Annotated in this window: 20 protein-coding genes; 12 read left to right on the top strand and 8 right to left on the bottom strand. The window is 51.5% G+C overall.

Translation table 11 applies throughout. From position 1 onward, the window contains the following. Positions 1-126: 126 nt before the first annotated feature. The 5 genes from uxaC (at position 127) to UM181_17060 (ending at position 7,107) form a co-directional block, all read left to right on the top strand. Positions 127-1,530 (top strand): glucuronate isomerase, encoded by a 1,404-nt coding sequence (gene uxaC / locus UM181_17080; GenBank protein WQC62988.1) that lies wholly within the window; start codon positions 127-129, stop codon positions 1,528-1,530. Further along, complete coding sequence (locus UM181_17075) at positions 1,527-2,972, top strand: mannitol dehydrogenase family protein (protein ID WQC62987.1); 1,446 nt, start codon at positions 1,527-1,529, stop codon at positions 2,970-2,972. Before uxaC ends, UM181_17075 begins: the two co-directional genes overlap by 4 nt. Positions 2,973-3,096: 124 nt before the next feature. After that, positions 3,097-4,293, top strand: coding sequence for an MFS transporter (locus UM181_17070; protein ID WQC62986.1), 1,197 nt, complete (start codon positions 3,097-3,099; stop codon positions 4,291-4,293). Positions 4,294-4,492: 199 nt separating this feature from the next. After that, a complete protein-coding gene (locus tag UM181_17065) occupies positions 4,493-5,158 on the top strand; it encodes a hypothetical protein (GenBank protein ID WQC62985.1) in 666 nt (221 codons plus the stop codon). An 11-nt stretch (positions 5,159-5,169) separates the two neighbouring features. Next, positions 5,170-7,107: a flagellin gene (locus UM181_17060; GenBank protein ID WQC62984.1), complete on the top strand. Its 1,938-nt coding sequence runs from the start codon at positions 5,170-5,172 to the stop codon at positions 7,105-7,107. An 84-nt stretch (positions 7,108-7,191) separates the two neighbouring features. Here the strand turns inward: UM181_17060 and UM181_17055 are convergent, their stop codons facing one another. Further along, positions 7,192-7,968, bottom strand: coding sequence for an FKBP-type peptidyl-prolyl cis-trans isomerase (locus UM181_17055; GenBank protein ID WQC62983.1), 777 nt, complete (start codon positions 7,966-7,968; stop codon positions 7,192-7,194). Positions 7,969-8,165: 197 nt separating this feature from the next. Between UM181_17055 and UM181_17050 the strand changes: the two genes are divergently transcribed. Next, on the top strand, positions 8,166-8,456 hold the full coding sequence (locus tag UM181_17050; GenBank protein ID WQC62982.1) for a DUF1330 domain-containing protein: 291 nt from the start codon (positions 8,166-8,168) through the stop codon (positions 8,454-8,456). A gap of 478 nt (positions 8,457-8,934) precedes the next feature. Here UM181_17050 and UM181_17045 read toward each other — a convergent pair whose 3' ends face one another. From UM181_17045 to UM181_17025, 5 genes are all read right to left on the bottom strand, one after another. Then, on the bottom strand, positions 8,935-10,740 hold the full coding sequence (locus UM181_17045; GenBank protein WQC62981.1) for an aminopeptidase P family protein: 1,806 nt from the start codon (positions 10,738-10,740) through the stop codon (positions 8,935-8,937). A gap of 5 nt (positions 10,741-10,745) precedes the next feature. Then, positions 10,746-12,623 carry a cobaltochelatase subunit CobT gene (gene cobT, locus UM181_17040; protein WQC62980.1) on the bottom strand — a complete coding sequence of 626 codons (1,878 nt, stop codon included), beginning with the start codon at positions 12,621-12,623 and terminating at the stop codon, positions 10,746-10,748. A gap of 127 nt (positions 12,624-12,750) precedes the next feature. After that, positions 12,751-13,737 carry a cobaltochelatase subunit CobS gene (gene cobS / locus UM181_17035; GenBank protein ID WQC62979.1) on the bottom strand — a complete coding sequence of 329 codons (987 nt, stop codon included), beginning with the start codon at positions 13,735-13,737 and terminating at the stop codon, positions 12,751-12,753. 170 nt (positions 13,738-13,907) lie between these two features. After that, entirely contained in the window at positions 13,908-14,651 is a 744-nt protein-coding gene (locus UM181_17030) for a glutathione S-transferase (GenBank protein WQC62978.1), read from the bottom strand. 74 nt (positions 14,652-14,725) lie between these two features. Continuing rightward, complete coding sequence (locus UM181_17025; protein ID WQC62977.1) at positions 14,726-15,358, bottom strand: J domain-containing protein; 633 nt, start codon at positions 15,356-15,358, stop codon at positions 14,726-14,728. A gap of 74 nt (positions 15,359-15,432) precedes the next feature. Between UM181_17025 and UM181_17020 the strand changes: the two genes are divergently transcribed. Then, positions 15,433-15,693, top strand: a complete 261-nt coding sequence (locus UM181_17020; protein ID WQC62976.1) for a BolA family transcriptional regulator — start codon at positions 15,433-15,435, stop codon at positions 15,691-15,693. Between the two features lie 83 nt (positions 15,694-15,776). On the opposite strand, the gene gatB is transcribed toward UM181_17020, so the two are convergent. Both gatB and pepN read right to left on the bottom strand, forming a co-directional pair. Then, on the bottom strand, positions 15,777-17,288 hold the full coding sequence (gatB, locus tag UM181_17015; protein ID WQC62975.1) for an Asp-tRNA(Asn)/Glu-tRNA(Gln) amidotransferase subunit GatB: 1,512 nt from the start codon (positions 17,286-17,288) through the stop codon (positions 15,777-15,779). A gap of 146 nt (positions 17,289-17,434) precedes the next feature. Continuing rightward, positions 17,435-19,984 (bottom strand): aminopeptidase N, encoded by a 2,550-nt coding sequence (gene pepN / locus UM181_17010; protein WQC62974.1) that lies wholly within the window; start codon positions 19,982-19,984, stop codon positions 17,435-17,437. A gap of 235 nt (positions 19,985-20,219) precedes the next feature. Here pepN and UM181_17005 point away from each other — a divergent pair, with 235 nt between their 5' ends. The 5 genes from UM181_17005 (at position 20,220) to chrA (ending at position 25,615) form a co-directional block, all read left to right on the top strand. Beyond that, positions 20,220-20,381: a DUF2256 domain-containing protein gene (locus UM181_17005; GenBank protein WQC62973.1), complete on the top strand. Its 162-nt coding sequence runs from the start codon at positions 20,220-20,222 to the stop codon at positions 20,379-20,381. Between the two features lie 96 nt (positions 20,382-20,477). Beyond that, complete coding sequence (locus UM181_17000; GenBank protein ID WQC62972.1) at positions 20,478-22,652, top strand: malate synthase G; 2,175 nt, start codon at positions 20,478-20,480, stop codon at positions 22,650-22,652. Between the two features lie 42 nt (positions 22,653-22,694). Beyond that, the gene (locus tag UM181_16995) at positions 22,695-23,123 is read left to right on the top strand and encodes a heme-binding protein (GenBank protein ID WQC62971.1); all 429 of its coding nucleotides are present in this window, start codon (positions 22,695-22,697) and stop codon (positions 23,121-23,123) included. Positions 23,124-23,185: 62 nt separating this feature from the next. After that, positions 23,186-23,959 (top strand): gamma-glutamyl-gamma-aminobutyrate hydrolase family protein, encoded by a 774-nt coding sequence (locus tag UM181_16990; GenBank protein WQC62970.1) that lies wholly within the window; start codon positions 23,186-23,188, stop codon positions 23,957-23,959. Positions 23,960-24,280: 321 nt separating this feature from the next. Continuing rightward, a complete protein-coding gene (chrA, locus tag UM181_16985) occupies positions 24,281-25,615 on the top strand; it encodes a chromate efflux transporter (GenBank protein WQC62969.1) in 1,335 nt (444 codons plus the stop codon). Positions 25,616-25,622 lie beyond the last annotated feature (7 nt).

Genomic DNA, 25,622 nt, shown 5'->3' with positions numbered 1-25,622 from the left:
CGGCATTGGCCGCTCTGATCCGCCTGCGCAGGGCGCCGGCCGAGCGGAAGTGAAAAGGCGCAACTGGGGCTTGCTCTGGTTTTGGAACAATCGCAATATAGCATTGAAACAATTGCGGTAGCTGTGATGCCTTTACATGATCCCAATATTCTGCTTCCCGCTGATCCTACGCGTCGTGCCATTGCCCGCGCGCTTTATGATGGCGTGCGTGATCTGCCGATCATTAGCCCGCACGGCCATGTTGATCCCGCCTGGTTTGCAAAGAATGAACCTTTTAAAAATCCAACTGATCTTTTTGTAAGCCCGGATCATTATGTGCTGCGGATGCTGGTCTCGCAAGGTACTTCGCTGGCGGAGTTGGGGCTTGTCGATCAGGACGGGCATCAACACGCGGATAAGCGGGCGATTTGGCGCCGGTTTTGCGCCGGCTATCACTTGTTTCGCGCGACGCCAAGCCGCGTATGGTTAGAATATGCATTCGAAAAACTGTTCGACCTGACCGAACGCCCATCGGCTGAAAATGCCGATGCGCTTTATGATGCAATTTCTCAGAAGCTGGCTGAGCCGGCGTTTTTGCCGCGGGCGTTGTTTGATCGCTTTAATATTGAGGTTTTGGCCACCACAGAGGATCCGCTGGATGATCTGTCGTATCATCAGAGCATTCATAGCAGCGGTTGGACGGGCCGCGTTATCACCACCTACCGCCCCGATAATGTGATTGATCCAGAACATAAGGGATTTGTCCAAAATGTAGAGCGTCTGGGCATTTTAACCGAATGTGACACCCGGAATTGGCAGGGATATTTGCAAGCCCATCGCCTGCGCCGCGCTTATTTCCGCGGTTTTGGGGCAACGGCAACCGATCATGGGCATCCGTCCGCGCGCACCGAAAATCTTTCTTGCCAGGATGCTGCAGATTTGTTTGATAAAGTTGTGCGGGGCCAGGCTTCATCGCAAGAGGCCGAGCGCTTCCGTGGGCAAATGCTGACGGAGATGGCGCGGATGAGCCTAGAAGATGGTATGGTGATGCAGTTGCACCCGGGATCATGGCGCAACCATTCTCCGACTGTTTTCAGCGCTTACGGGCGTGATAAAGGGTTTGATATTCCCAAACCAGCCGATTTTGTGGGGGGGCTAAAGCCTTTGCTGGATCGCTTTGGCCATGAAAAAAACTTCACGCTTATCCTTTTCACCTTGGATGAAACCACGCTGTCGCGCGAACTGGCGCCTTTGGCTGGGGCCTATCCATGCTTAAAATTGGGGCCGGCTTGGTGGTTTTATGACAGCCCGGAAGGAATGCGGCGCTATCGCGAATTGGTTACGGAAACGGCAGGGTTTTACAACACGGTTGGATTTAACGATGATACCCGGGCTTTATGCACGATCCCGGCGCGCCATGATATGGCACGTCGGATCGATTGCGGTTTCCTAGCCGGCCTGGTTGCCACGCATATGCTGGAGGAAGACGAAGCGCATCAGGTGGCCTATGACCTGGCGTATTCTTTGGCCCAGAAGGCCTATCGTTTATGAGTGATCTTACCAAGGATTTTGATCGCGTTGGCGTCGTTCATCTTGGGCTGGGCGCGTTTTTTCGCGCTTTTGGGCTGCCGCAACTGCAAAGGATGCAGGCGCAACTTGGCGCAGATCACGCGATTGGTTGGGATGTGATTGGTATCAGTTTGCGCAGCGCAGGGGTGCGCGATCTCTTGGCGCAAAACGGGTTTCGATATCACGCGGTTGAGATGGATGCAGCGCGCCGTTTGGTTGAAGAAATCACCATTTTAAAAGCTGTCTATTTTCTTGAAGATGAACGCCGCGAGGTGTTGAACGCGCTGCTGCTGCCGCATTTGAATATGGTGACGCTGACGATTACGGAAAAAGGATATTGTTATTCACCGGCGCTAAGCGGGCTTGACTGGGAGCACCCTCAAATTCGGCAGGATCTAATCACGCCTGAAACGCCGTCTTCCGTTCCTGGTTTGTTGGTTCAGGCATTGCGACACAGGCGTGCATTAGGTCTAAACGCCTTTACCTGCCTGAGCTGCGATAATCTGTCTGAAAACGGGCGCGTTTTGCAAACAGTTGTGCTGGAATTTGCACAAAAAATTGACTCGGATCTTGCGCAATGGATCAAAGAAAACGTACGATTTCCTGCCACCATGGTGGATCGTATCGTTCCGGCCGTGACGGCGCAGGATGTTGAAGATATTGCGGCATTGACTTGCTGGCCCGATCCCGCACCGGTCTTGCATGAGCCGTTTTGGCAATGGGTGATTGAAGAGGATTTTGCCGACCTGCCGCGCCCGCCCCTTGAACTGGTTGGGGTAGAGTTTACCAGTTCGGTTCGCTCTTTTGAAGAAATGAAACTGCGTTTGCTAAATGCAACCCATTCTTCCATTGCGTATCTTGGTGTTTTGACAGGGCATGAAACCGTTTTTGATGCGATGCAAAACACGGCATTGGCGGCGTTTATTAAGCGCTTATGGGAGCATGAATTGCGGCCCAGTTTTACGCCGCCCCCGGACCAAGATTTAAAAGCCTATACGCAGGCGCTCGAGCGACGGTATCGTAATTCAGCCATTGCGCATGCGACTTTACAAATTGCCATGGATGGATCCCAAAAGCTGCCGCAGCGCGTGCTGGCGCCGCTGCGCACTAATTTAGCTGCCAACCGGCGGATTGACGGGCTTTGTTTGGTTGTTGCGGCTTGGATATTGTTTTTGAACGGGCAGAGCGAGGCAGGCGTGCATTATGTGATAAACGATCCTTTGCAGCCCCGCCTGAGCAGCGCCTGCGCGCAAAAGCAGGATCCTGTCGGGGCGGTTCTTTCAATTGCTGAAATATTTGGCTCTGATTTGAAGCAAGATGCCCGATTTGAACAGGGGGTGCGTCAGGCCTATGCCCGGCTTCGCATTTCTGGTGTGCTGGCAAGCGTTGAGCTGGCCTGCCAGCACGCGGGCAAAGCCAATTGAGAGGGGCAGAGGAAGCACAAAAATACGCCGGCGCGCTCGGTGAACACGATATTAAACGCACTCTCGAAAGGCAGACGCGCCTTCTGCACTGGGCTTTTATCCCCCTAAAAACGCGCTGTGCGATATGATGGCGCGGCCTTTGAAATATTACATGCCGGTTTGCGGCTTGGGCCTCACCCAGATTATGGGTTATGGCACGTTGCTTTATTCTTATGCCGTGCTCTTGCCCATAATGGCGGATGAGCTTGGCCTTGGCCTGTCGGATGTGTTCGGGCTGCTCTCGATTGGCTTTTTTTTTGGTGGCCTGAGCGCGATACTGGCCGGGTTTGCTGTGGATCGCATCGGCGGGCGTTGGGTGATGAGCCTTGGCTCGGTGGCCTCGGCTGGCGGGCTTTGGGGGTTAAGCCAAGTGACAGGGCCGATTGGATTAACCGTTGCGATATTGCTCACCCAAATGGCGGCAATGTTTGTGCTTTACGATGTGGCTTTTGCATCAATTGCAAAACTTCGCCCCGGGCCGGCGGCGCAATCGGCAATTTCGGGGATCACGCTGTTTGGAGGTGTGGCATCAACCATTTACTGGCCACTGACTCTGGCGCTTTCAAATCTTTATGGGTGGCAAGTGACATGGCAAATCCATGCTGCCAGCGTATTGCTTATTTGCGTGCCGGCGCATTGGTTCAGCCTAAGAACGGAAAATGGAACCTGCGCGCCCCCAGAGAAGCGCAAAGAAGGGTCAGAGACTTGGCCGCCATTACAAGGCCCGGCCCGCCGTCAGGCAATGATTTGGATGGTGCTGTCTTTTACCTTTTCGGGATATATTATGGGGGCTTTGATGTCGCTTTGGGTGAGCAATGTGGAAGCATTGGGGCACAGCGCTGCCGTCGCCGTGAGCGCGGGCGCGTTGATTGGGCCAGCCAAAACGGCGGGGCGGTTTTTTGAATTGATCTTTGGCCGCGCGCTGCATCCTTTGATTACAAGTTTTATTTCTTTGGGTTTGATGATGATCGGATTTTCTATCTTATTGGGCTTTGGCGCGACCTTTGCCGGTTTGATGGTTTTTGCTGTGCTTTACGGGATGGGCGATGGAATTAAAACGATCACCATGGGCACGTTGCCTTTGGCGCTATTTGGCCCAGAAGGGTTTGGGGCAAGATTGGGGTGGATAGCGTTTATCCGTATGTCCGTGAATTCCTCAAGCCCTTTTCTATTCGCTTGGATCACTGAGGCCTATGGCGGTTGGACATCATTTTCGGCCATGGCATTGTTTATACTCATGGGGCTTGGTGCGCTGTTCTTTATAAAGCGGCATTCTCAGTAACCGGGCTTCGCGCCATCCGATTATCAGAACTTAAAGCGCAAAATTTTTTTTTACCACTTAGATATTTATTTAGAAGGTATTAGGTTTTCCTGTGGTTTGGGCCTTTTAGAAAAGTATTTGAGTGAAGCAAAATGCAATCTCATTGTGGCATATAATTTGCTGTATATCCTCCAGCACTAAGATATTTGCGAGGAAGATTATGAAGCAAGACGTCGAAATTGTACGCCCCAAAGAGTGGTTGGAAGAGGCTTTGATCACGCTTGAGAAGATCAAAGCAGGCGCAAAATCTTCGGAAGAAGCTATCACCTTCAATAAGTTTGTGTTCACACATTATGTCGTTGAGGCGTTTGAAGCTATTTTGGCTGCAAAAGCAATCACGACCGAGCAGGCTGAACTGGTCCATAAAGTTGTAACAGAGTATTTAAGCGATGAATTGCTTGCTGCCCTGAGCGATTATGATCAGGAAGTCATTCAAAACCTTCTTGTGCCGTTTTCTCAAACTGAGGCTGCGCCTCAGGAAGATCCGACAGAAGCCGTTACATTGGTCAATCCTGTTGAATGGATGCATGAGGCGATTGAAACGCTTTATCGCGTAGATCGCAGCTGTAAAGACCCCTTGAAAGCCGCGAAATTGAAGCATTTCACCTTTTCCACTTATGTTGCTGAAGCTTTTCTGGCGATTGTTTACCGCAAGGCAATTTTTGAATCTGAAGTCGTTTTGGTCAATGAGATCATGAGTAAATATTTTGATCAAAACGTATATGACCTTATGTCCGAGCAAGAGAAGCTGATTTTAGAACATTTGATGATGCCGTTCGCAACGGAGCACGGCGTCGACGAAACATTCTATAAGCTCGTCGCTTAAGGGAGTTTGAAATGGCCTTAAATATCGCAACCGATACAGCTTTTCTACTGGCGTCTAAAAGTTCTGAAAGAAATACCGTTACGCTCAATCAGTCTATGGAGCGTCTGACCTCTGGATTGCGCATCAATTCAGCCTCTGATGATGCGGCTGGCGTGGCTGTGGCAACAAGAATTAATTCTGACGTTCAAGGTATGCGTATGGCCATTCGTAACGCCACGGATGGGCAGTCGATGATCAATACGGCTGAGGGGGCTATGGTTGAGATCACCAATATCCTTCAGCGCATGCGCGAATTGGCAATTCAAGCGGCGAATGGCACCAATAGTCCAACAGACAGAGATATGATTCAGTTGGAAATTGATCAATTGACGATGGAAGTCGACCGGATTGCCCAAAGTACACAATGGGCAGGGCAAAGCATTTTCAACGGCGCCCGGGGTGCCAATGAATTGGCAACATCGCATACCGAGGCGTATACAACCAACTTTCAAATTGGCTCGACGCCAAATGATGGCGATAACATCACGGTGAATTTCTATGCGATCACCTCAGAGGCTTTGGATATTGAGGGCACTGGAACGGTGCCAACAATCGCAACCACATATGCTACAGGTGGCAGTGGCGCCGTTGCGATAAACCCAACCGATGGAAAAGTAACTTTAAGTGGTGCTTTTGCCGCGGATGATAAAATCACCATGACGATTAATGGTCAGTCGATACAAACAACGCTGACAGATACCGATATTATTGATACGGGCGCGATTGCGGTTAACGGCTCATCTGCGCTCAGCGCGGGTGAATACTATATCACGTCGATGGGTACGACTGATTTTACAACCTCAAATTCCGGTATCAGCGCGTCGGTTAACTCTCCGATCGCGGATTCTAACGATGGAGCCAATGGCCTTGGCTCGATAATCACAGTTGCATCGAATACAACATCTTTAACAGGCACGGGCCGCGTCAAGGCGATCAAAACCGATGCGGATGTTAATGCGGCTGCGGATGGTACGCAATTTAAGGTGGTCAATGACTCATCTGTTTTTTACGATGCCAGCCTTGGCTCCACTTCAGTCGCGAGCGGAGATACGACTGCTATTACAGAGGACAAAACCTATCTCGTCACTGAGGGCGCATTTGTATACGGAAGCGATACATTTACAGCGGGCCAGTCATTTTTGGCGGCTTCTACAACTACCGTTACAGCTTCTGGTTCTAGTGCTCTGGTAGAGATTACTGCAGTTTCTAATACGAATGAAACTTCGCCTACCGACAGCCGTATCAATAATATTACTAGTGGTGAAGATGTTGCGATAACAAGCGGAAAGTCATACTTAGTTACAGCGGGTTCCTTGACCTATGGATCAACCACTTTCACTGCTGGCGAGTCATTTGTAGGTTCTTCAACTGCAATGGCAACAGCTTCTGGGGCCACTGCCGTCTTCAGCACAGCTTCGGATTTTGAAGCAGGTTCGGTAATTGAAAAAGCAAATGGCTTGTACATCTCCACAAACGCTAAGCTCGTAACTTATGACTCTCCTGCTGCCGCCGCACAGCAAATAGTAGCGAAGCTACAAGCAGAAGGAATCACCGGCTTAAACTTGACTGACAATATCGATGGTACTTTTGATATTGTTTTGGGCGGCAATTTAAGCGTCGCCTCTGCAACTGATTCCCATAAAGCCATTAATTCGATCGACCTCGCCATGCAGATGGTAAGTGCAGACCGGGCTATGTTTGGTGCCTTAAGCAATCGATTTGATATGTCGATTTCGAACCTATCGAATGTGGCGGCGAATTCAGAAATGAGTCTTGGGCGCTTGCAGGATGCTGATTTTGCAGCGGAAACGTCAAGAATGACCACAAGCAGAATTTTGGAACAAGCTTCGATCGCGATGATGGCGCAGGCCAATGCGGCGAAACAAAACGTGCTGCAATTGCTCGGTTAACTCCACGTCATCAAATCCAAAAGAGCGCGCCGGCGGGTAAACCCGGCGCGCTTTTTTTAATTAAAAAACCGATTTTCGCCGGTTTTATTGCGAAGCCTTATAAGATTGCACCGGCTTTTGGGCTTTCTGCCAGCCTGTGATGCCTTTTGACAGATGGCTGACATTGGCAAAGCCCAATTGATCCACCAAAGCCTTGCCCAAATTCGTGGTCCGGTTGCCGGTGCGGCAATAGAGCATGATCGGGGTATCGCGATCGGTGATCACCGACATGAATTTCTGTTGAAACTCTGGGTGAAGCTGGCCCGATTTTGTAAATGCTGTGATCAATTCGGCCCCTTCGATAATACCCGTTTTCGCCCATTCCTCGGGGCGACGAATATCGATGATCAGCGTACCGTTTTTCTGAGCCTTTTGCATATCTTGATTGCTGGCTTGCTGTAATTTTGGCGGCCAAGCTGTTTTCAGCAGTTCCACTTCAAAGCGCAAGGTGGCGTTTGGCGGAATTTTCGCGCCAGCACCGCGCGCGCCATATCCCAATTGTGGCGGAATGGTTAATATTCGGCGCTCGCCTTCCTTCATTCCCAAAATACCCTGCTCCCACCCTTGGATGACTTGTCCGGCGCCAAGCACAAAGCGAAACGCCTGGCCGCGCGGACGCGAGGCGTCAAACACGGTGCCATCGCTCAGGCGGCCTTCATAATGCACGCTGACTTGCATGCCGTTTTGCGCGGTTGCTCCACTGCCTTTCTGCGTGATGTCTATGCCCAGTTCGGCCGCAGACAGCGGCGCGCTTACACCGAAAGCCAGAAAAAGATAAAAAAACCTGCGCATACCTGCGATGATACGGGTGATTTGGGGCATAATGATCCTTTCTATGACCAACAGGGGTAAGCCTAGAGCGGTTTTTGGATTTGTCTATTGCCAAGCGCCAGATATCACAGCGTGTTGACCTGCGCGGTGTAGCCAGGATTTTGTAATTTTCTAACGATTGGCGCTGTTCAGCCGGGCGTGATTTGATAAGCTGTGGTCAAACGCACAATTAGAAAAGGATGCTCAAGATGGCAAAGGTTTTACAGGTGGTTATTTACACCGCGATTTCAGATGACGCGAAATTGGCGGCTTATGCCAAGCTTGCCGGGCCTGCGATGCAAGCCGCCGGTGGGGTATTTTTGGCGCGCGGCGTGCCGGTTGCGGTGGCAGAAGACGGTCAGATGACGCGGACAGTGGTGGTTGAATGGGCAAGCCTTGAAGCGGCGCAAGCCGGCTATAACAGCCCCGCCTATCAAGAGGCGCTTGCCGCGTTGGGCGATGGGGCAACGCGCGAATTTAGATATGTTGAGGCGGTGTAGCGCGCATTTATTGTACAAGGTGTGAAGGGTAAGTGGCCGGAGCGTTTGCGCCCAGAAAGGCGCATAACTTGCCTTTGCTTTCAGCCAATGCGTGCCTTAGAGCAAACTTTTTATGCACCGCTCTCGGCGCTGTAAGGCAGGGCGTAAATCAGGCGTGATCTTTATTTGGATAAAACGCGTCTGGCGCTTTCATCAAAGCGGTCATTGCGGGGCTTAAAGATCATCGAATAGCCCAGTAACCCCACCAAGAAAACGAAGATAATTGCCGGAACAATAATGTTTTTACCCAATGTAATGACCTCGCTTTGTTGCGGGCCATCTGCTTTGCATGACCCAAATGAGCTGCTCAGATATTACAGCCATTTGCCATATCTGACAAGTTTGGTTGTGAGGCGCAAATTTCACGCCGCGCCCTTTAAGCTTTGAGGGGGGGATATCGCCGTTTTAGCGGCCTTAACGTGAGCTTTGGCGGCGCATGTTAGAGCGATTTTGTGGCTTGGCCCAGCCATTGCGTGGCGCTGCTGCTCAGCTGATCCTGATGCAGATCCCAACATTTTTTGTGATAGGCGTTTATCCAAGCTTTTTCTGTTGGGTCCAGCCAATCAGAGATGACCATGCGAAGATCAATCGGCACATAGGTAAGCGTTTCAAATTCCAAAAGTCGTGTTAAATTGGCAGCTTCGGGCAGATCTGCCTCGCCAACGCTGAGCAAGTTTTCAATCCGAATTCCAAACGCACCTTCTTTGTAAAAGCCGGGCTCGTTCGATAGGATCATGCCTGGTTCCAACACCACTGTAGAGGCACGCGACAATCGCTGCGGGCCTTCATGCACGTTTAAAAAATGCCCAACGCCATGGCCGGTGCCATGATTGAAATCCTGCCCCGAAGCCCAAAGTGGCGCGCGGGCAAACGCGTCCAGATCGCGCCCGGAAATGCCATAAGGAAATTTCAGGCGAGAAATCGCAATCATCCCTTGCAAAACCCGCGTGAAGGCGGCGCAAACCTCGTGCGGTTGCGCGCCAATCGCGATGGTTCGCGTAATATCGGTCGTACCATCCAGATATTGGCCACCGCTATCCACCAGCATGACCTCTCCGGCTTGAAGCTGCCGGTTTGACGCTTCATTCACCCGATAATGGGGCAGGGCAGCGTTCGGGCCGCTGGCTGAAATAGTGTCAAAGCTGATGTCCAAAAGCTCTGAATTTGCGCGCCGAAAGCTTTCGAGCGCAATGACCACATCAATTTCTGTTGTGGTGCCAATTGGCGCGTTATCAAGCCAAGCCAAAAACTCGCACATTGCGGCGCCATCGCGTTGATGCGACACGCGGGCATGTTGTAATTCTATAATGTTTTTGCAGGCTTTTGGAAGGATGACGGGGTCTGCTTCAAACGCGATTTCAACCTGTGCTTTTTGAAGAATATCGACAACGGCATAGGGAATATGCCCGGCATCAACGCGTACTCTGCCGTGTAATTGCGACAGTTGCGCGTCGAATTGATCTTGTGAGAAGAGGCGTATCCCGGCGCCAAAATGCCCCGATAGCTGTTCGGCTTTTCCAGGCGCAATGAACAGGTCCACTGAAGCATCGGCGTGCAAAAATGCAAAGCTATGAACCAAGGGCACATGGGTGACATCGCTGCCGCGCATATTTAGCAACCAAACGATGCTGTCTGGCAGCGTTAGGATCGCTGTGTCTTGCGCGTTGTCGCGCAGCATTTTGGCAAGGCGTTTGCGCTTATCACTGTGGGTTTCACCGGCATAATCATCGGGGTAGGCATAGGCCTGCGCGTTGGGGGGATCTGGTCTATCGGTCCAGATTTGATCGATAAGGTTGGTATTTGGCCGCAGCTGAATGCCGTTTTCGCCCAGCGCGGCGCGATGCGCTTTTATCTCGCCCCAACTGTGCAACCATGGGTCAAAACCGATCGTGCCCGTTTGTAAGTTTTTTTGGAGCCATGTGGGCAGGCTCGTTTCGGGCCAGTCAACGGGTGTGAAGATGGCGTTTGTTTGCACTTTCACTTGAACCCGGTAGCGCCCATCTACGAATACACCCGCAACATCAGGTAAAACGGCGCAAAACCCGGCCGAACCCGTAAAGCCGGTTAACCAAGCCAAGCGTTCATCGCGTTTCGCAACATATTCCCCTTGATGCACATCGCTGCGCGGGACCAAAAAGCCGTTTAGCTGTGCCCCAGAGATGGCCTTGCGAAGCGCGGTTAGGCGCGCGGGGCCCGCATCGGGTTCAGAGTCGTCAATAAAGCTTTGGAAATGGGCTGTTTTCATCGGGCTCAATTCACTTTTCTCATACCTGTCGAGCGTGCGCGCGCGCGCGGATCATTGTCAAATAACGCCGCCAATTGTTCGGTCATGGCGCCCGCAAGCTGTTCAATATCCGTGATCGTGACGGCGCGTTCATAATAGCGGGTGACATCATGGCCAATGCCAATTGCCAGTAATTCTACCGCTTTGCGCTTTTCAACCATCGCAATCACGTCGCGCAGATGCTTTTCAAGATAATTGGCTTGGTTCACCGATAAAGTGCTGTCATCAACCGGTGCGCCATCTGATATCACCATAAGAATTTTGCGGGCCTCGGGGCGCCCAGCCATGCGACGATGCGCCCATTCCAACGCTTCACCATCAATATTTTCTTTCAGCAAACCCTCTTTCATCATCAAGCCCAAATTGGATCTTACGCGCCGCCAAGGCGCATCGGCGCCCTTATAGATGATATGGCGTAAATCGTTCAGCCGCCCAGGCTGTTGCGGACGCCCTTCATTCAGCCAATCTTCCCGGCTTTGCCCGCCTTTCCACGCACGGGTGGTGAACCCAAGAATTTCCACTTTGACATTACACCGCTCTAAGGTACGCGCCAAAACATCCGCACAAATCGCCGCGATGGAAATGGGCCGTCCGCGCATAGAGCCGGAATTGTCAAGCAAGAGCGTGACCACGGTATCGCGAAATTCGGTGTCTTTTTCCCTTTTAAAGCTAAGCGCGGTAGTGGGGTTCGCGACGATGCGCGCCAAACGCCCTGCGTCCAAAATGCCTTCTTCTAAATCGAACAGCCAAGAACGGTTTTGCTGGGCTTGCAGGCGGCGTTGCAGCTTATTGGCCAGCCGGCTTACGGCCCCCTTTAATGGCTCTAATTGCTGATCCAAATAGGCCCGCAGACGCTCTAGTTCAACGGCATCGGCAAGCTCTTCTGCCTTGATCTCTTCATCATATTTGGTTTCATAGACGTTGTAATTCGGATCAGCATCCGAAATTGGTTGCGGAGCAGGGGGCTCCATTGGAGCATCGCCATCGGGCAGTTCAGTCTCTTCCGACATCTCATCTTCAGCGCTTTCATCGCTGCTGACTTGTGCTGCTGAAGGATCTTGCTGTTCTTCTTGGCTTTGTTCAGGCGTGCTTTCCGTATCATCTTCATTGCTGTCATCTTGGCCCGTACTGTCGGGATCTTGATCTTCTTCCGTACCTTCATCCTGATCTTCGTCAGACTGATCTTCAAGATCATCAGGATCGTCGCCCAGCTGGTCACCATAGCCTAGATCCGAAATGATTTGGCGGGCAAATTTCGCAAACGCGCTTTGATCTTTCAATTTGCTCTGAAGATCTGCCAAAGTGCCACCGGCTTGCTCTTCGATGAACCCCTGCCAAAGCTGCATAATGTTTTGCGCGGCGGGCGGCATATCGCGCCCCGTGGCCAAATGCCGGATCAGGTATCCAGCGGCGGTCGATAAAGGTGCATCAGAGCGGTCGGTGATATTAAGATAGCCAAGCCGGGCTGCATCCGCGCCAATTTTCGCATCAATATTTCCCGCCGTACCCGGCATATCTTGTGCGCCAACGGCTTCGCAGCGGGCCACTTCCATCGCCTCATAAAGTTCGCGCGCCATATTGCCCTGGGGGGCGTATTTTGTATGCGTTCCATCATCGTGATATTTGCGGTGCAGGGCCAAAGCATCCGCTGTCCCTCTTGCCACCAAAACTTCATCATGGGTCATTCTACGGCTGATTTGGGGCAAGCGCATGACATCGCCGGATACGCCAGCCGGATCCACGGAATAGGTGATCGACAGATCGGCATCATTGGCCATCACTTTGGTGGCTTCAGCCAAAGCTTTTTTAAATGGATCGGCCGGGTTATCTGAATTTGGTCCCATAACGCAAGTCTCGCTGAACGTTTGAATAATGCAAGCTCTGTTTACAATGCCGCAACCTGAGTTTTAGCGCGCGCTTTCCTGTAGGGTTGGAAAATTCAAAAATGCGCGCGCGCTGTGGCTTAAAACTTTAGCCCAAGCTGACGCTGGCAGCGCTTTCTGGCAGTTCTTCGTCAAAACAGCGCTGGTAGAATTCTGCCACGGTCTGACGCTCAAGCTCATCGCATTTGTTCAGGAAAGACAAACGAAACGCGTAGCCTATATTGCGGAAAATTTCTGCATTTTGCGCCCAATTGATCACGGTGCGCGGGCTCATTACGGTTGACAGGTCGCCATTCATAAACGCGGTACGGGTTAGATCTGCAACCGTTACCATTTGCTTTACCGTTTTGCGCCCGTTTTCCGTGTTATAATGGGGGGCTTTTGCCAAAATTATTGCGGTTTCGGCATCGATGGACAGATAATTCAAGGTAGCGACAAGCGACCAACGGTCCATTTGGGCTTGGTTTATTTGTTGGGTGCCATGATAGAGGCCGGTGGTATCGCCCAGACCGACAGTATTGGCGGTTGCAAACAGCCGGAACTGCGGATGCGGTGTGATAATTTCGTTTTGATCCATCAGGGTAAGTTTGCCATCATGTTCGAGCACGCGCTGGATCACAAACATCACATCGGCGCGCCCGGCATCATATTCGTCAAAAACAATCGCCACCGGGTTGCGCAGCGCCCATGGCAAGATGCCTTCGTGGAATTCGGTGACCTGAACGCCATCGCGCAATTTGATCGCATCTTTTCCGATTAAATCGATACGGCTGATATGGCTGTCCAGATTAACGCGCACGGCGGGCCAGTTCAGGCGGGCTGCCACTTGCTCAATATGTGTTGATTTGCCCGTTCCGTGATAGCCTTGGATCATCACCCGTCGATTATGCGAAAACCCTGCTAGAATAGCCATGGTTGTATCGGGATCAAACTTATAGGTCGTGTCAATTTCGGGAACCCGCTCAGAGCGATCTGCAAAGCCTTTCACAACCATATCTGTGTCAAGCCCGAACATTTCACGCACTGAAATATCCTCAGTCGGTTTTACATCCATTGTATTGCCGCCGTCAGCCATACTTGCGTTTCCTTTAATTGCCAATTTTAACCTCTGCTCTGGTGCAACATAAAGCGGTTAAGGGCAAGGGGAAGGGCAAAAATAGTCAAAATAGAGTTCTATCCGCTCTTTTATGGCGGCGGCGTATTTCGATCTTGAGGTCACGCAAAAAAACCGGACTTTTTGCTTTCTTAAACCAAAAACTCTGCTGGATCAGGTATATCCTTCGAGTTGAACCGATAGAGTTCTTCAAAATCGCGAAAAACTGCGTTTTCGATTGCGTCTTTACTGGATTTTTTTACCGATACGTGCTGTCTGATACGCTGCATATAAGGGGCTGTATCTTCTGAAACAGGCAGTTCGTAAGTCTGAATACGTGTGATAATGGGCGCGTAAAACGCATTTAAAGCGCTGAATTCTCCAGCCAAGAATGGACCTTTAGAAAGTGTTAGAATAATGCGCCATGCAGTCTTGAGACGGTCTATATCTTTGCGGACCAAAAGTTTGTCTCGCCAGATCAATCGGCCAATCTGGAGAAGATCTGCGTCAATATTCGTTGGGCAATGTCTGCGCAGCGCAAAAAAGCAACTCTGCATTTCAGCGCAAAGGCTGCGCGCTTGAGCGTGCAAGGCGACGTTTCGGGGCCAAATCTTAAACTGAGGGTTTTGCTCTACACGATATTCTATGATCGGCAGCGGTTCCCATATGATCAAAGGGTCAGCTTGCGGGCTGGCGCTGTTTGAGCATTGCAGAAAGGGATCCTTACCCGCTGGCGAATATTTGGCAACGGTTTGTTTGAACTGCGAGCTTTCAGAAAATCCGTCGAAGGGAATGAGCTTTTCGGTGAATCGAATGCCGAAAGCGTGCAACACCAACCACGGCCGCATTGACCAGCTTGAATATTTTTTATCGCCAATAAACAGCGTGATTGCCACAGGCTAGCCCACTTTTGTGAGTTTCACAGAGCAGCCCGCCATAACAATGTGTAGATTTTAGGGTGCAGACCTGATTATTTGAAGTTTCGGCTGTCTTTTAATTGATCCCAAGCCCAAACCACTTCTTGTAGCTGTTCTTCTTGGCTGCGATCGCCGCCATTCATATCTGGGTGTAAGACTTTGATCAACGCTTTATACGCGCCGCGCACTTCTGCTTTGCTCCAATTGTCTTTGCCTTCTAAGATTTCCAAAGCGCGGCGCTCGGTTGGCGGTAGACGTCGGCCACTGCCAGCCGAGCCTCCAGATTTGCCTGGGTTCTTGGTGGCATTTTCGCCCAAAACCTGATGCGGATCCTCAATCCCAAGCCGCGCCCAAGCACGGGCTTCTGTGTCGCGGAAATCTTTGGTTTCTCTTTCCCAGACTTTGTCTTTCGAGCGCTGGGCATTGATTTCGGCCTCTGTGGTGCCGTTAAAGAAATTCCATTTTAAATTATACTCGCGCACATGATCTTTGCAGAACCAGAAAAAATCATCCAACACATCGGGGGCTTTTGGCGCGCGGAATTTTCCAGCCTCTTGGCAGCCATCATGTTCGCACAGTCGGGTCGAGGTGTCCGAGGCTCCAGACATGCTGCGCCGCCCGCGCGGATTTTTCTTCTTCGAAGAAGACACAGACATATCAAAACCAAATGGGTCGGAGGCAGCCATAAATTCACCTTTTCTGTTCAAGGCAGATAGCATAGGCTTTCCTCAGGTAATTTGAAGAGGCGAAAACAAAAAATATGACCCGAGTGGAACAAATTCGCAAAAATCTTGAGAATTCTTTTCAATCAAGCTTTTTGGAGGTCGTAGATGAGAGCGATCAGCACCGTGGGCATGCCGGCGCGCCAGAAGGCGGGCAAAGCCATTTTCGCGTCCGCCTGAAATCTGAGCAGTTTAAAGGGCAATCGCGAATCGCGCGGCATCGTGCGGTGCATGCAGCGCTGGGGCCAGAGTTGATCGGCGCGATTCACGCTTTGGCTTTAGAACTTGATACCCCTTAAGCCTTAACCTCTAACCGCTTGAAAGGGCCCGCACCTGTTGCTGAAACCCAACTGGTGCCACGCGCTGGGCCTTGCCATCGTATTTATTGGGCCAATTTTGTGGCAACCAGTTCATTCACCACTTTTGGATTGGCTTTGCCGCCTGTGGCTTTCATCACTTGTCCGACGAACCAGCCTGCCAGCTTGGGGTTGGCCTTGGCTTTTTCAACTTGTGCTGGATTATCTGCGATCACTTGATCCACCGCCGCTTCGATCGCTCCTGTATCCGTTACTTGTTTTAAGCCGCGCGAGTCCACGATCTGCGCCGGCTCACCGCCCTCGCTATAAACAATTTCAAACACATCCTTGGCGATTTTCCCGCTGATCTCGCCTTTGGAAATCAGATCGATAATACCGCCCAGTTGCGCCGGGGTGACCGGGCTTTCACTTATATCACAATCATCTTTTTTGAGGCGTCCAAAAAGTTCGTTAATCACCCAATTTGCGGCCAATTTGCCATCTCGCCCCTTGGCCACTTCTTCAAAATAACCCGCCGAGTCAAGCTCTGCCGTTAGGACATTGGCATCATATTCCGAGAGGCTGAAATCTGTAACGAAGCGGGCTTTTTTCTGATCGGGCAGCTCTGGCAGATTGGCTGCAATCTCATCCACCCAGTCTTGTTCGATTTCTAAAGGTAAAAGATCCGGATCGGGGAAGTAGCGATAATCATGCGCCTCTTCTTTGGAGCGCATAGAGCGCGTTTCGCCTTTGTCGGGATCATAAAGCCGGGTTTCTTGATCGACGCTTCCGCCGCTTTCTACGATCGCAATTTGCCGCCGTGCTTCCACGTCAATAGCTTGCTGAATAAATCGCATTGAGTTCATATTCTTGATTTCACAGCGCGTGCCAAGATGCGAAAAATCTCCGCTTTCGAGATATTTTTCATATTGCCCTGGCTGGCAAATCGAGACGTTGACATCGGCGCGCAGATTCCCGTTTTGCATATTCCCGTCACAGGTGCCCAAATAGCGCAGGATCTGACGCAATTTCACGATATATGCGGCGGCCTCTTCTGGGCCCCGAATATCGGGGCGGCTGACGATCTCCATCAGCGCCACTCCGGTGCGGTTCAGATCAACAAATGACATATTTGGATCCATGTCATGGATCGATTTTCCGGCATCTTGTTCGATATGAATGCGTTCAATACGGACCCGGCGCGCAACGCCCGGCGCCATATCAACGATCACTTCACCCTCGCCAACGATCGGATGATAGAGCTGGCTGATCTGATATCCTTGAGGAAGGTCTGGATAAAAATAATTCTTTCGATCAAAGGCAGAGAATAAATTAATTTCGGCCTGCAAACCCAGCCCAGTTCTGACCGCCTGCTCAACGCAAAATTCATTTATTACCGGCAGCATGCCCGGCATTGCAGCATCCACGAACGCAACATTGGAATTTGGTTCATTTCCAAACTTTGTGGATGCGCCAGAAAATAACTTTGCTTTTGATGCAATTTGGGCGTGCACTTCCATACCGATCACCAATTCCCAGTCATATTTAGCACCGGCGATGGTTTTGATCTTGGGCGGTTCAAATGTCAGATCCAGCATGGTGCATGTCCTTTAAGGCGTGGTTTCTTTGCGCCGGTTTAGCCAATGCGGCTGCGGGTTTCAATCTCTTTGCGCCTCATTCGCGTTCTCGTTGCAGTGCGCTCTGCGCACCAGCAGGGCGACTGCTTGGCCGTTTGCGCGGCGCGTCAGTCGTGTACAATCCTTGAAAGCATCTCGCGCGAGTCTCGGCTGAGCCCATCCATCTCTAACATGTTTTGCAAAAGCGGCTTCAATAGGGCTTGCCGACCTTTATCAAATTGGCGCCAAGTTTTGAACGCTCCGCACATGCGGGCGGCGGTTTGCGGATTGATTTGATCAAGCCGTGAAAGCCACTGCACCATTAATTCATAGCCTTGGCCCGATAGGTGATGGAACCCTGCCATATTGCCCGCCAGTGATCCAAAAACCGCTCGAAAACGATTGGGGTTTTTCCAATTGAAATCTTCATGTTGCGTAAGAGATTTTGCAACAATTGCAGCTTTTTCCGGCGGCGCGAAAGCCACCTGCAAGGCAAACCACTTATCGATTACCAGCCGATCTTCTTTCCATTGACGATAGAATGCCTGCGCCTGTTCGGCGCCCTTTTCAACCGATAAAAGCGCGCTGAGCGCGGCTTGCTGCTGGGTCATGTTATTGGCGGTGTCGAATTGTTTTTTTGCGGCCTCGCCGGCATCAATCCGCGTTAGATAAACCAAAGCCCTATTGGCCAGCGCGCGCGCATTAGATTGCTGCGCGTTTGGTGCATAAGGCTCTTGTATCTGATGCGCGGCATGCAATTGCGGCCAGATATCTTGCAAATGCTGGGCAAGCGTTTGATGTAGGGTTTCAAGCGCGTCGAAAATGCGCTGTGGCTCGGGGGTTAGGCCATCTGCGTAGAGCGACCGGGCTATTTCATCTTGCGATGGCAGGCCAAGCACCAAGGCGCGAAACGCCGGATCAAGCGCGTCATCGCTGGCCACAGCCTGCAGCGCATCCAAAAACGCAAGCGCAGGAGCCTGATTGTGTTGCGCCAATTCTTTCAAACTTTCAACGGCCAGCGTGCGGGCGGCCTGCCATTTGTTGAAAGGATCGGAGTCATGCGCAAGCAGAAAGGCTTTGGTAGCGTCGTTCTGGGTGTGTTTGAGCAGGATGGGGGCTGAAAATTCGCGTAAAATCGAGGCGATAGGGCGTTCAGAGCTTGCAAATGTAAAGCTTTGTTGGGGTTGGTTAAGCTCGAAGATCTGCGTGGTCAAAAGCTCTTGTCCGCAAGGCGATAATAAGCCCAGGGCAATTGGTATGACTTTGGGATCTTTTTCTATTTGTCCTGGCGTTGCCGGGGTTTTTTGCGAAAAAGTAAGTTGGAATTCACCCTGTGCATAGGTTTCTGTTACGCTCACTTCGGGGGTGCCGGCTTGCGTGTACCAGTTTTTGAATTGGCTCAAATCGCGCCCGGTGCTGTCTTCAAAAACCTGTAGCCAATCTTCGATAGTGGCGGCATCGCCATCATGACGCTGAAAATAAAGCGCCAAAGCTTTGTAATAGGCCTGATCGCCGACAAGCGTTTTCAGCATGCCAATTAATTCAGCGCCTTTTTCATAAACCGTGGCCGTGTAAAAATTATTAATCTCGATAAAGCTGTCAGGGCGCACGGGATGCGCAAGCGGGCCAGCATCCTCGCTAAATTGGATCGCACGGAGCCGGATCACATCTTCGATCCGCTTTACCGCGGCGCTGCGCAGGTCTGATGTGAATTGGGCGTCGCGAAAAACGGTTAGCCCCTCTTTCAGACAAAGTTGAAACCAATCGCGGCAGGTAATGCGGTTGCCGGTCCAATTGTGAAAATACTCATGCGCGATGATCGCCTCGACGCGTTCAAAATCTTTATCTGTGCTGGTGGTTGGGCTGGCCAAGACGCAGGCACTGTTAAAGATATTTAAGCCCTTATTTTCCATTGCGCCCATGTTGAAATCATCAACGGCCACGATGTTGAAGACATCTAAATCATATTCGCGCTGATAGATATTCTGATCCCAGTGCATCGAGGCTTTTAACGCCTCCATGCCGAAGCCGCATTTGTGTTCGTCGCCAGGGCGCACCCAAATATTCAGCGCAACATGATTTCCAGATGCGGTGGTGAAAGTATCGCGATGGGCAACCAACCTGCCGGCCACCAGCGCGAATAAATAGGCAGGTTTGGGCCAAGGGTCTTGCCATTCAGCCCAGTTTTCACCCTGCGCCTTTGGATTGCCGTTTGATAGTAAAATGGGCAAATCGCCCTCAATCCGAACGTGAAACTGCGCCATCACATCGGGGCGGTCGGGATAATAGGTTATCTTTCGAAAGCCTTCCGCCTCGCATTGCGTGCAATACATGCCGTTTGACATATATAACCCCTCAAGCGATGTGTTGTTTTGTGGGTCAATCTCAACCTCACATTCCCAAACAAAGCTAGCGCTGGGAACCCGAACGGATAAGCCGCCTTTTGTTATCTGTGGAGATACAGCCGCGCCATCAATTTTTGCCCAGATAAGGCGTAGATCTTCACCATGTAGGAACAAATCACGTTGCGATGAACCTGCAATCGGCTCAAATTCAACCAAAGAAATGACTCTGGTTTTGAGGGGGTCTAATTGAAACGTCAGATGTACATTTTTGACGCGAAACGGGAAAGGCGCGTAATCCTTGAGATAAATGGTAGTTGGGCTGGCATCTTTCACGGCATATCCTCAAAGCATCGTTTCTTTTGATAAATTTAGGTCTAAACCACGGCTTGCAAAGTGCAAGGGCGCTTTGCCTTTTTGGGAGGGATAAACCGCCCATAGGTTCATGTGCGGGCTGGCGATCTGCTGCTCTGCGCCTATATCACACCCAGCGCCCGGTTGTGCTTCGTAAAAAAAGCACCACAGAGCTGCATAAGTCTGCAACCGTTCAGATCAGGGCTTGAAAATGAAAATGCGAAAAAAAATCGATTTGCCGCAAAAGCTCTGCAAAACCTGCGGACGTCCCTTTCTATGGCGTAAAAAATGGGAAAAAGACTGGGAGCATGTTCAATATTGCAGCGAGAAATGCCGACGAAATAAGAATATTGCGCAGGAACCATCTGGAAAAATCTAGCTTTGGTAAAATAGTTTTACCAAAATAATTGCATATAGGAAACTTTTTCCCTAAAGCAGATGATATCTGAGTTGGAATCAAGCGAAGGGGTGTTCTGTGTCGGAGCGGGTATCACGAGAAGGTTTAAGCGTCGCGCATCAACTGGCGGCATTCATCGAAATAGACGCCTTGCCGGGCACCGGCATAACGGCGACCCAATTTTGGGCAGGGCTCGCGGCGCTTGTTGCAGAATTAGGGCCTAAAAATCGCGATCTTTTACAGACGCGCGAGGAGATCCAGACGCAGCTAGACAATTGGTACATCTCGCATCGGGGCGTTGATTATAGCTTCGAAACCTATCAGGACTTTTTGAAAGAGACCGGCTATTTGGTGGATGAAGGGCCGGATTTTAAGATTGAAACGCAGGGCATTGATCCTGAAATCGCGCAGATTGCAGGGCCGCAGCTTGTGGTTCCGGTAATGAACGCACGCTTTGCGTTAAACGCAGCCAATGCGCGCTGGGGCAGCTTGTATGATGCATTATACGGCACCGACGCGATGGGGGATTTACCGCCAGCGGGGGCGTATGACCAAGCGCGTGGCGACCGCGTGGTTGCTTGGGGGCGGGCATTTTTGGACGACAGCCTGCCTTTGGCGAAGGGGTCTTGGTCGGACGTGTCTTGTATGTCTCAAACCAAAGACGGCTTCTGCGCGGATGATATCGGGTTGACGCATCCAGAGCAATTCATCGGGCGGGTTGGCGACGGCGATAGTTTGGGTGGATATATTTTTAAGAACAATGACTTGCACATCATTGTTGATGTCGATTCTGCCAGTGTGATTGGGGCTGCGGATCGGGCCGGAATTTCTGATATTCGGATGGAGTCGGCGATTTCAACCATTATGGATTGCGAAGACAGCGTGGCCGCGGTGGATGGCGCAGACAAGACCCTAGCCTATCGCAATTGGCTGGGGTTGATGAAGCGGGATTTGAGCGAAGCAATCGTAAAGGGCTCTGAGACCTTTACCCGCAGATTAAACGCGGACATCGCCTACACCACTGCGCAAGGTTTGCCAGCGCATTTAAAGGGGCGCAGCTTGATGCTGGTGCGCAATGTGGGGCATTTGATGACCACACCGGCAGTGCTGGATCAAGATGGCGCAGAGATAGGGGAAGGCTTACTTGACGCTCTGTGCACCACGATGATTGCGATGCATGATCTTAATTCAGACCAAGGCAACGCGATGCATGGCTCGGTCTATGTGGTGAAGCCGAAGATGCATGGCCCCGCAGAAGTGGCTTTTGCGGATGAAATCTTCAGCCGTGTAGAGGATATTCTGGGCCTGCCGCATCATACGGTGAAATTGGGCATTATGGATGAAGAACGCCGTACCTCTGCCAATCTGAAAGAATGCATTCGCGCTGCAAAAAACCGCGTGGCGTTTATAAATACGGGGTTTTTAGACCGCACGGGTGACGAAATTCATGCAAGTATGGAAATGGGTGCATTTCTTCCCAAGGGCGATATGAAAACCACGCCTTGGATAAAATCTTACGAAGATCGCAATGTTGATATTGGGCTGAAGTGTGGCTTGCAGGGAAAGGCCCAGATTGGAAAAGGCATGTGGGCTATGCCGGACCGTATGGGCGACATGCTTGCGGCGAAAATGGGCCATCCAGAGGCCGGAGCCAATTGTGCTTGGGTGCCATCTCCCACGGCGGCCACCCTGCACGCCACGCATTATCATAAGTTGAACGTGAAGCAGCGCCAAAACGAGCTCGCCGCAGCCGGCCCCCGTGGGACACTAAAGGATCTGTTGACAGTGCCGGTTCTGCGCGGCCGCAATCTCTCGGATCAAGAAATACAAACCGAGATTGAGAATAACGCACAGGGCATTTTAGGCTATGTGGTGCGCTGGGTGGATCAAGGTGTGGGGTGCTCAAAAGTGCCCGATATCAATGATGTTGGATTGATGGAAGATCGGGCAACCTGCCGGATTTCTTCGCAAGCCTTGGCCAATTGGCTGCATCATGGGGTTGTAAGCCACGCGCAGGTCATGGCCGCATTGCACAAAATGGCAGCAGTTGTGGATCGCCAGAATGCAGGGGATGCTGCCTATAGGCCGATGGCGCCCGAGTTTACGGGGTTGGCGTTTCAAGCCGCGTGCGATTTGGTGTTTAAAGGGCGGATACAGCCCTCGGGCTACACAGAGCCAGTGCTGCATACGCGCCGCCTTGAAGTGAAAGCTGCGCAAGCTGCCGCGGCGGTTGACGCAGCATCTGCCGCATAGGCGAAAAAAACCAAAGAAAATAAGACAGTTTAGGATCAAAGAATGAACGATTTAACCTTGCGTAAGGCCAAGATGATCATCCGTAAAGCCTTGGAAAAAGGCAAAGAACTTGGTTTCAAGCCTTTGAGCGTGGCAGTATTGGACGCGGGCGGGCATTTGATCGCCTTTGAGCGCAGCGATGGCGCCGCGCCAGGACGGGTCGCGATTGCGACAGGCAAGGCCTATGGTGCGGTTATGTTGGGTATGGCGGGGCGCGCGCAGATGGCGCGCGCTGAGCAGCAGGCTTATTTCATGCAGGCGGTGAATGGTGCCTTGCAAGGGCAGGTCGTGCCGGTTCCGGGTGGCGTTTTAATCCGCGATGCTAAACTAAACGTCGTTGGAGCTGTTGGTGTGACGGGCGATTTATCTGATAATGATGAAATTTGTGCCATCGCCGGTGTAGAAGCGACCAACCTGACTGCAGAAGCATAAGCGATTATTGTCAATCTTTGAGTTTCGCCCCTATACTGCGTCTATCAATCACGGGGTAAGCGATGGTACGTCCAATAGTTGGGGTGATATGTAATCACTATATGATCAATGATGAATATCCGGCGCACGCATCGGGTATCATCAATGGTGAGGCGATATCGCAAGTTGCTCAGTGCCTTCCTATGCTTATTCCAGCAGACCCGCAGCAGGTGTCGGTGCAAGACCTGCAAGCGTGCTGCGATGGGTTTTTATTCACTGGAGGCCGGCCCAATATTCACCCCGCAGAATATGGCCATGCTGAAACCCCCGCGCATGGCAGTTTTGATCGGGCGCGGGATGCATTGGTGCTGCCGCTTATTCGGGCGTGTATTGCCTCGGGTCAGCCAATTTTTGGCATTTGTCGGGGCTTTCAAGAGGTGGCGGTTGCGATGGGCAGCACGCTGCACCCCGAAATACGCGATTTGCCGGGCCGGATGAATCATAGAATGCCCCCAGAGGGATCGCTCGATGAAAAATTTGCCCATCGGCATAGCGTTAAACTGACCTCAAATGGCCCGTTCCACCGCCTTTTAGGGGCGCGCGAGGTCTCTACAAATACGCTGCACGGGCAGGGGATTGACCAAGCCGGGCCGCGCGTTGTGATCGATGGGGTTGCCAAAGATGGCACGCCCGAAGCGCTTTATATTAAGGATGCTCCGGGGTTCACTTTATCCGTGCAGTGGCATCCTGAATGGCAAGCCGCTCAAGATGATGTCTCGCGCCCTTTGTTTCAGGCTTTCGGTCAGGCGGTCTATCACTGGGCGGGTCGGTCTTTGCAGGTTGAGCGTGCAGGATGAGGCCAGCGCGATATGCAGGTCTAAACGTTCAAAGGTATTTGCCGGTTAATTGATGTCAGCGATGCTTTCGGTTGAGGCCGCGTTTCTTTGAGCAAGAGGTTGAGCTTTCGGATCGTTTTTTGGTTACCAATTGACAATCTCAGGCGTCGGTTTGATTTGCGGGCAGCTCGGCTTGCCCAGCCCTGATAATTTTTTTGATGCCCCCAGCGCTGCGCTTGCAAAGCCTTGACGTAGCATGGGCTGCCTGCGACGTAGGGATGTCACGCAACGGGTCGCAATGTTTAAGACAGATAAGGATGACTTTGAAAGGTGCCTGAGAAAATGGCTGTTTCAGCAACCGATGAGGCAAAGATATCCACCGCATCCAAGCCCGCGCGGCTAAGGGATATATTTTGGGTTTTTGTCAAAATCGGCTTGTTGTCCTTTGGGGGACCAGCTGGCCAAATTGCATTGATGCATCGCATTCTTGTTGAAGAAAAAGAATGGCTGGATGAGCAGTCGTTTCTGAATGCACTGAATTTTTGTATGTTGCTTCCTGGCCCGGAGGCGATGCAATTGGCAACCTTCGCCGGCTGGCGCCTGCGCGGCGTTTCCGGTGGCTTAATCGCTGGCAGCCTATTCGTAATACCCGGCGCCGTGGTGATGCTGGCTTTATCGATCAGTTACGTGGCCTTTTCTGGAGCGCCGGTGTTATCTGGAATTTTTTTGGGGGTAAAAGCCGCGATCTTAGTGGTGGTGGTGCATGCCTTAATAACTTTATCCCGCCGTGCTTTGACGCAGATCCAGCATTATGTGATTTCCGGAGCTGCTTTTGTCGGTTTGTTTTTTCTCAATCTGCCTTATCCGGTTATTGTGATTGCCTCTGGGGTGTATGGCGCTTTTTTCTTAAGCGCATATCACAAACGCCCGCAAATTCTATCGCCAGAAGATGCTCAGATTTCCGAGTTGTCTGCGTTTTCTTTCGGGCGATTTGCGATAACGCTTGGGGTGGGGCTTTGTCTCTGGCTGTGCCCACTGGTCATCGTGTTTTGGGGTGTTGGCGTTCCATTTCTGGCTGAGCTTGGTTGGTTTTTCAGCAAACTTGCCTTGGTCACCTTTGGCGGGGCCTATGCCGTTTTGGCGTATATGGCGCAGGATGTGGTAGGGGCGTATGGATGGCTTAATCCGGCGCAAGTTCTAGACGGTTTGGGATTAGCCGAAACCACGCCCGGGCCGCTTATTTTGGTCACGCAATTCGTGGCCTTTGTCGCCGGTTTCCAGCAAGGTGGCTATGCCTTGGCTTTGATGGCCGTCTCGCTTGGGCTTTGGGTGACCTTTGTGCCTTGCTTTTTATGGATTTTTCTCGGCGCGCCATATTTTCAACGCCTGTCAAGCCAGCCAAGGTTATGGGGCGCGCTGGGTGCGGTGACGGCGGCGGTTGTTGGGGTCATCTTGAACCTGTCGGTTTGGTTTGCGCTTCAGGTAAGCTTCGGAACGGTTTTAGAGTTGCGCATGGGGCTTTTAACGTTTTGGTTGCCGCAACTCGCCTCGGTCGATTTAAGAGTGATCGTTATCGCAACGCTTAGTGCCATTTTAATCTGGCGCTTTAAGCTTGCGCTGGGCTGGGTGCTGATGGGCGCTGCCGGGTTCGGCTTGCTGTTTGACTTACTGGTTTGAAATCCAG

Source organism: Alphaproteobacteria bacterium US3C007 (genome assembly GCA_034423775.1).
Lineage (GTDB): Bacteria > Pseudomonadota > Alphaproteobacteria > Rhodobacterales > Rhodobacteraceae > Thalassovivens > Thalassovivens spotae.
Note: the sequence above shows the minus strand (reverse complement) of the source record. Positions and strands in the feature narration are given on the sequence as shown.

Coding starts and splice junctions, on each gene's coding strand:
- UM181_17045 (WQC62981.1), bottom strand. CDS start 10,740: ATGAAAACAGCCCATTTCCAAAGCTTTATTGACGACTCTGAACCCGAT.
- cobT (WQC62980.1), bottom strand. CDS start 12,623: ATGGGACCAAATTCAGATAACCCGGCCGATCCATTTAAAAAAGCTTTG.
- UM181_17025 (WQC62977.1), bottom strand. CDS start 15,358: ATGGCTGCCTCCGACCCATTTGGTTTTGATATGTCTGTGTCTTCTTCG.
- UM181_17055 (WQC62983.1), bottom strand. CDS start 7,968: ATGCCCCAAATCACCCGTATCATCGCAGGTATGCGCAGGTTTTTTTAT.
- UM181_17075 (WQC62987.1), top strand. CDS start 1,527: ATGAGTGATCTTACCAAGGATTTTGATCGCGTTGGCGTCGTTCATCTT.
- UM181_16995 (WQC62971.1), top strand. CDS start 22,695: ATGAACGATTTAACCTTGCGTAAGGCCAAGATGATCATCCGTAAAGCC.
- cobS (WQC62979.1), bottom strand. CDS start 13,737: ATGGCTGACGGCGGCAATACAATGGATGTAAAACCGACTGAGGATATT.
- UM181_16990 (WQC62970.1), top strand. CDS start 23,186: ATGGTACGTCCAATAGTTGGGGTGATATGTAATCACTATATGATCAAT.
- gatB (WQC62975.1), bottom strand. CDS start 17,288: ATGCTGGATCTGACATTTGAACCGCCCAAGATCAAAACCATCGCCGGT.
- UM181_17070 (WQC62986.1), top strand. CDS start 3,097: ATGATGGCGCGGCCTTTGAAATATTACATGCCGGTTTGCGGCTTGGGC.
- UM181_17060 (WQC62984.1), top strand. CDS start 5,170: ATGGCCTTAAATATCGCAACCGATACAGCTTTTCTACTGGCGTCTAAA.
- UM181_17005 (WQC62973.1), top strand. CDS start 20,220: ATGCGAAAAAAAATCGATTTGCCGCAAAAGCTCTGCAAAACCTGCGGA.
- UM181_17020 (WQC62976.1), top strand. CDS start 15,433: ATGACCCGAGTGGAACAAATTCGCAAAAATCTTGAGAATTCTTTTCAA.
- chrA (WQC62969.1), top strand. CDS start 24,281: ATGGCTGTTTCAGCAACCGATGAGGCAAAGATATCCACCGCATCCAAG.
- uxaC (WQC62988.1), top strand. CDS start 127: ATGCCTTTACATGATCCCAATATTCTGCTTCCCGCTGATCCTACGCGT.
- UM181_17050 (WQC62982.1), top strand. CDS start 8,166: ATGGCAAAGGTTTTACAGGTGGTTATTTACACCGCGATTTCAGATGAC.
- UM181_17065 (WQC62985.1), top strand. CDS start 4,493: ATGAAGCAAGACGTCGAAATTGTACGCCCCAAAGAGTGGTTGGAAGAG.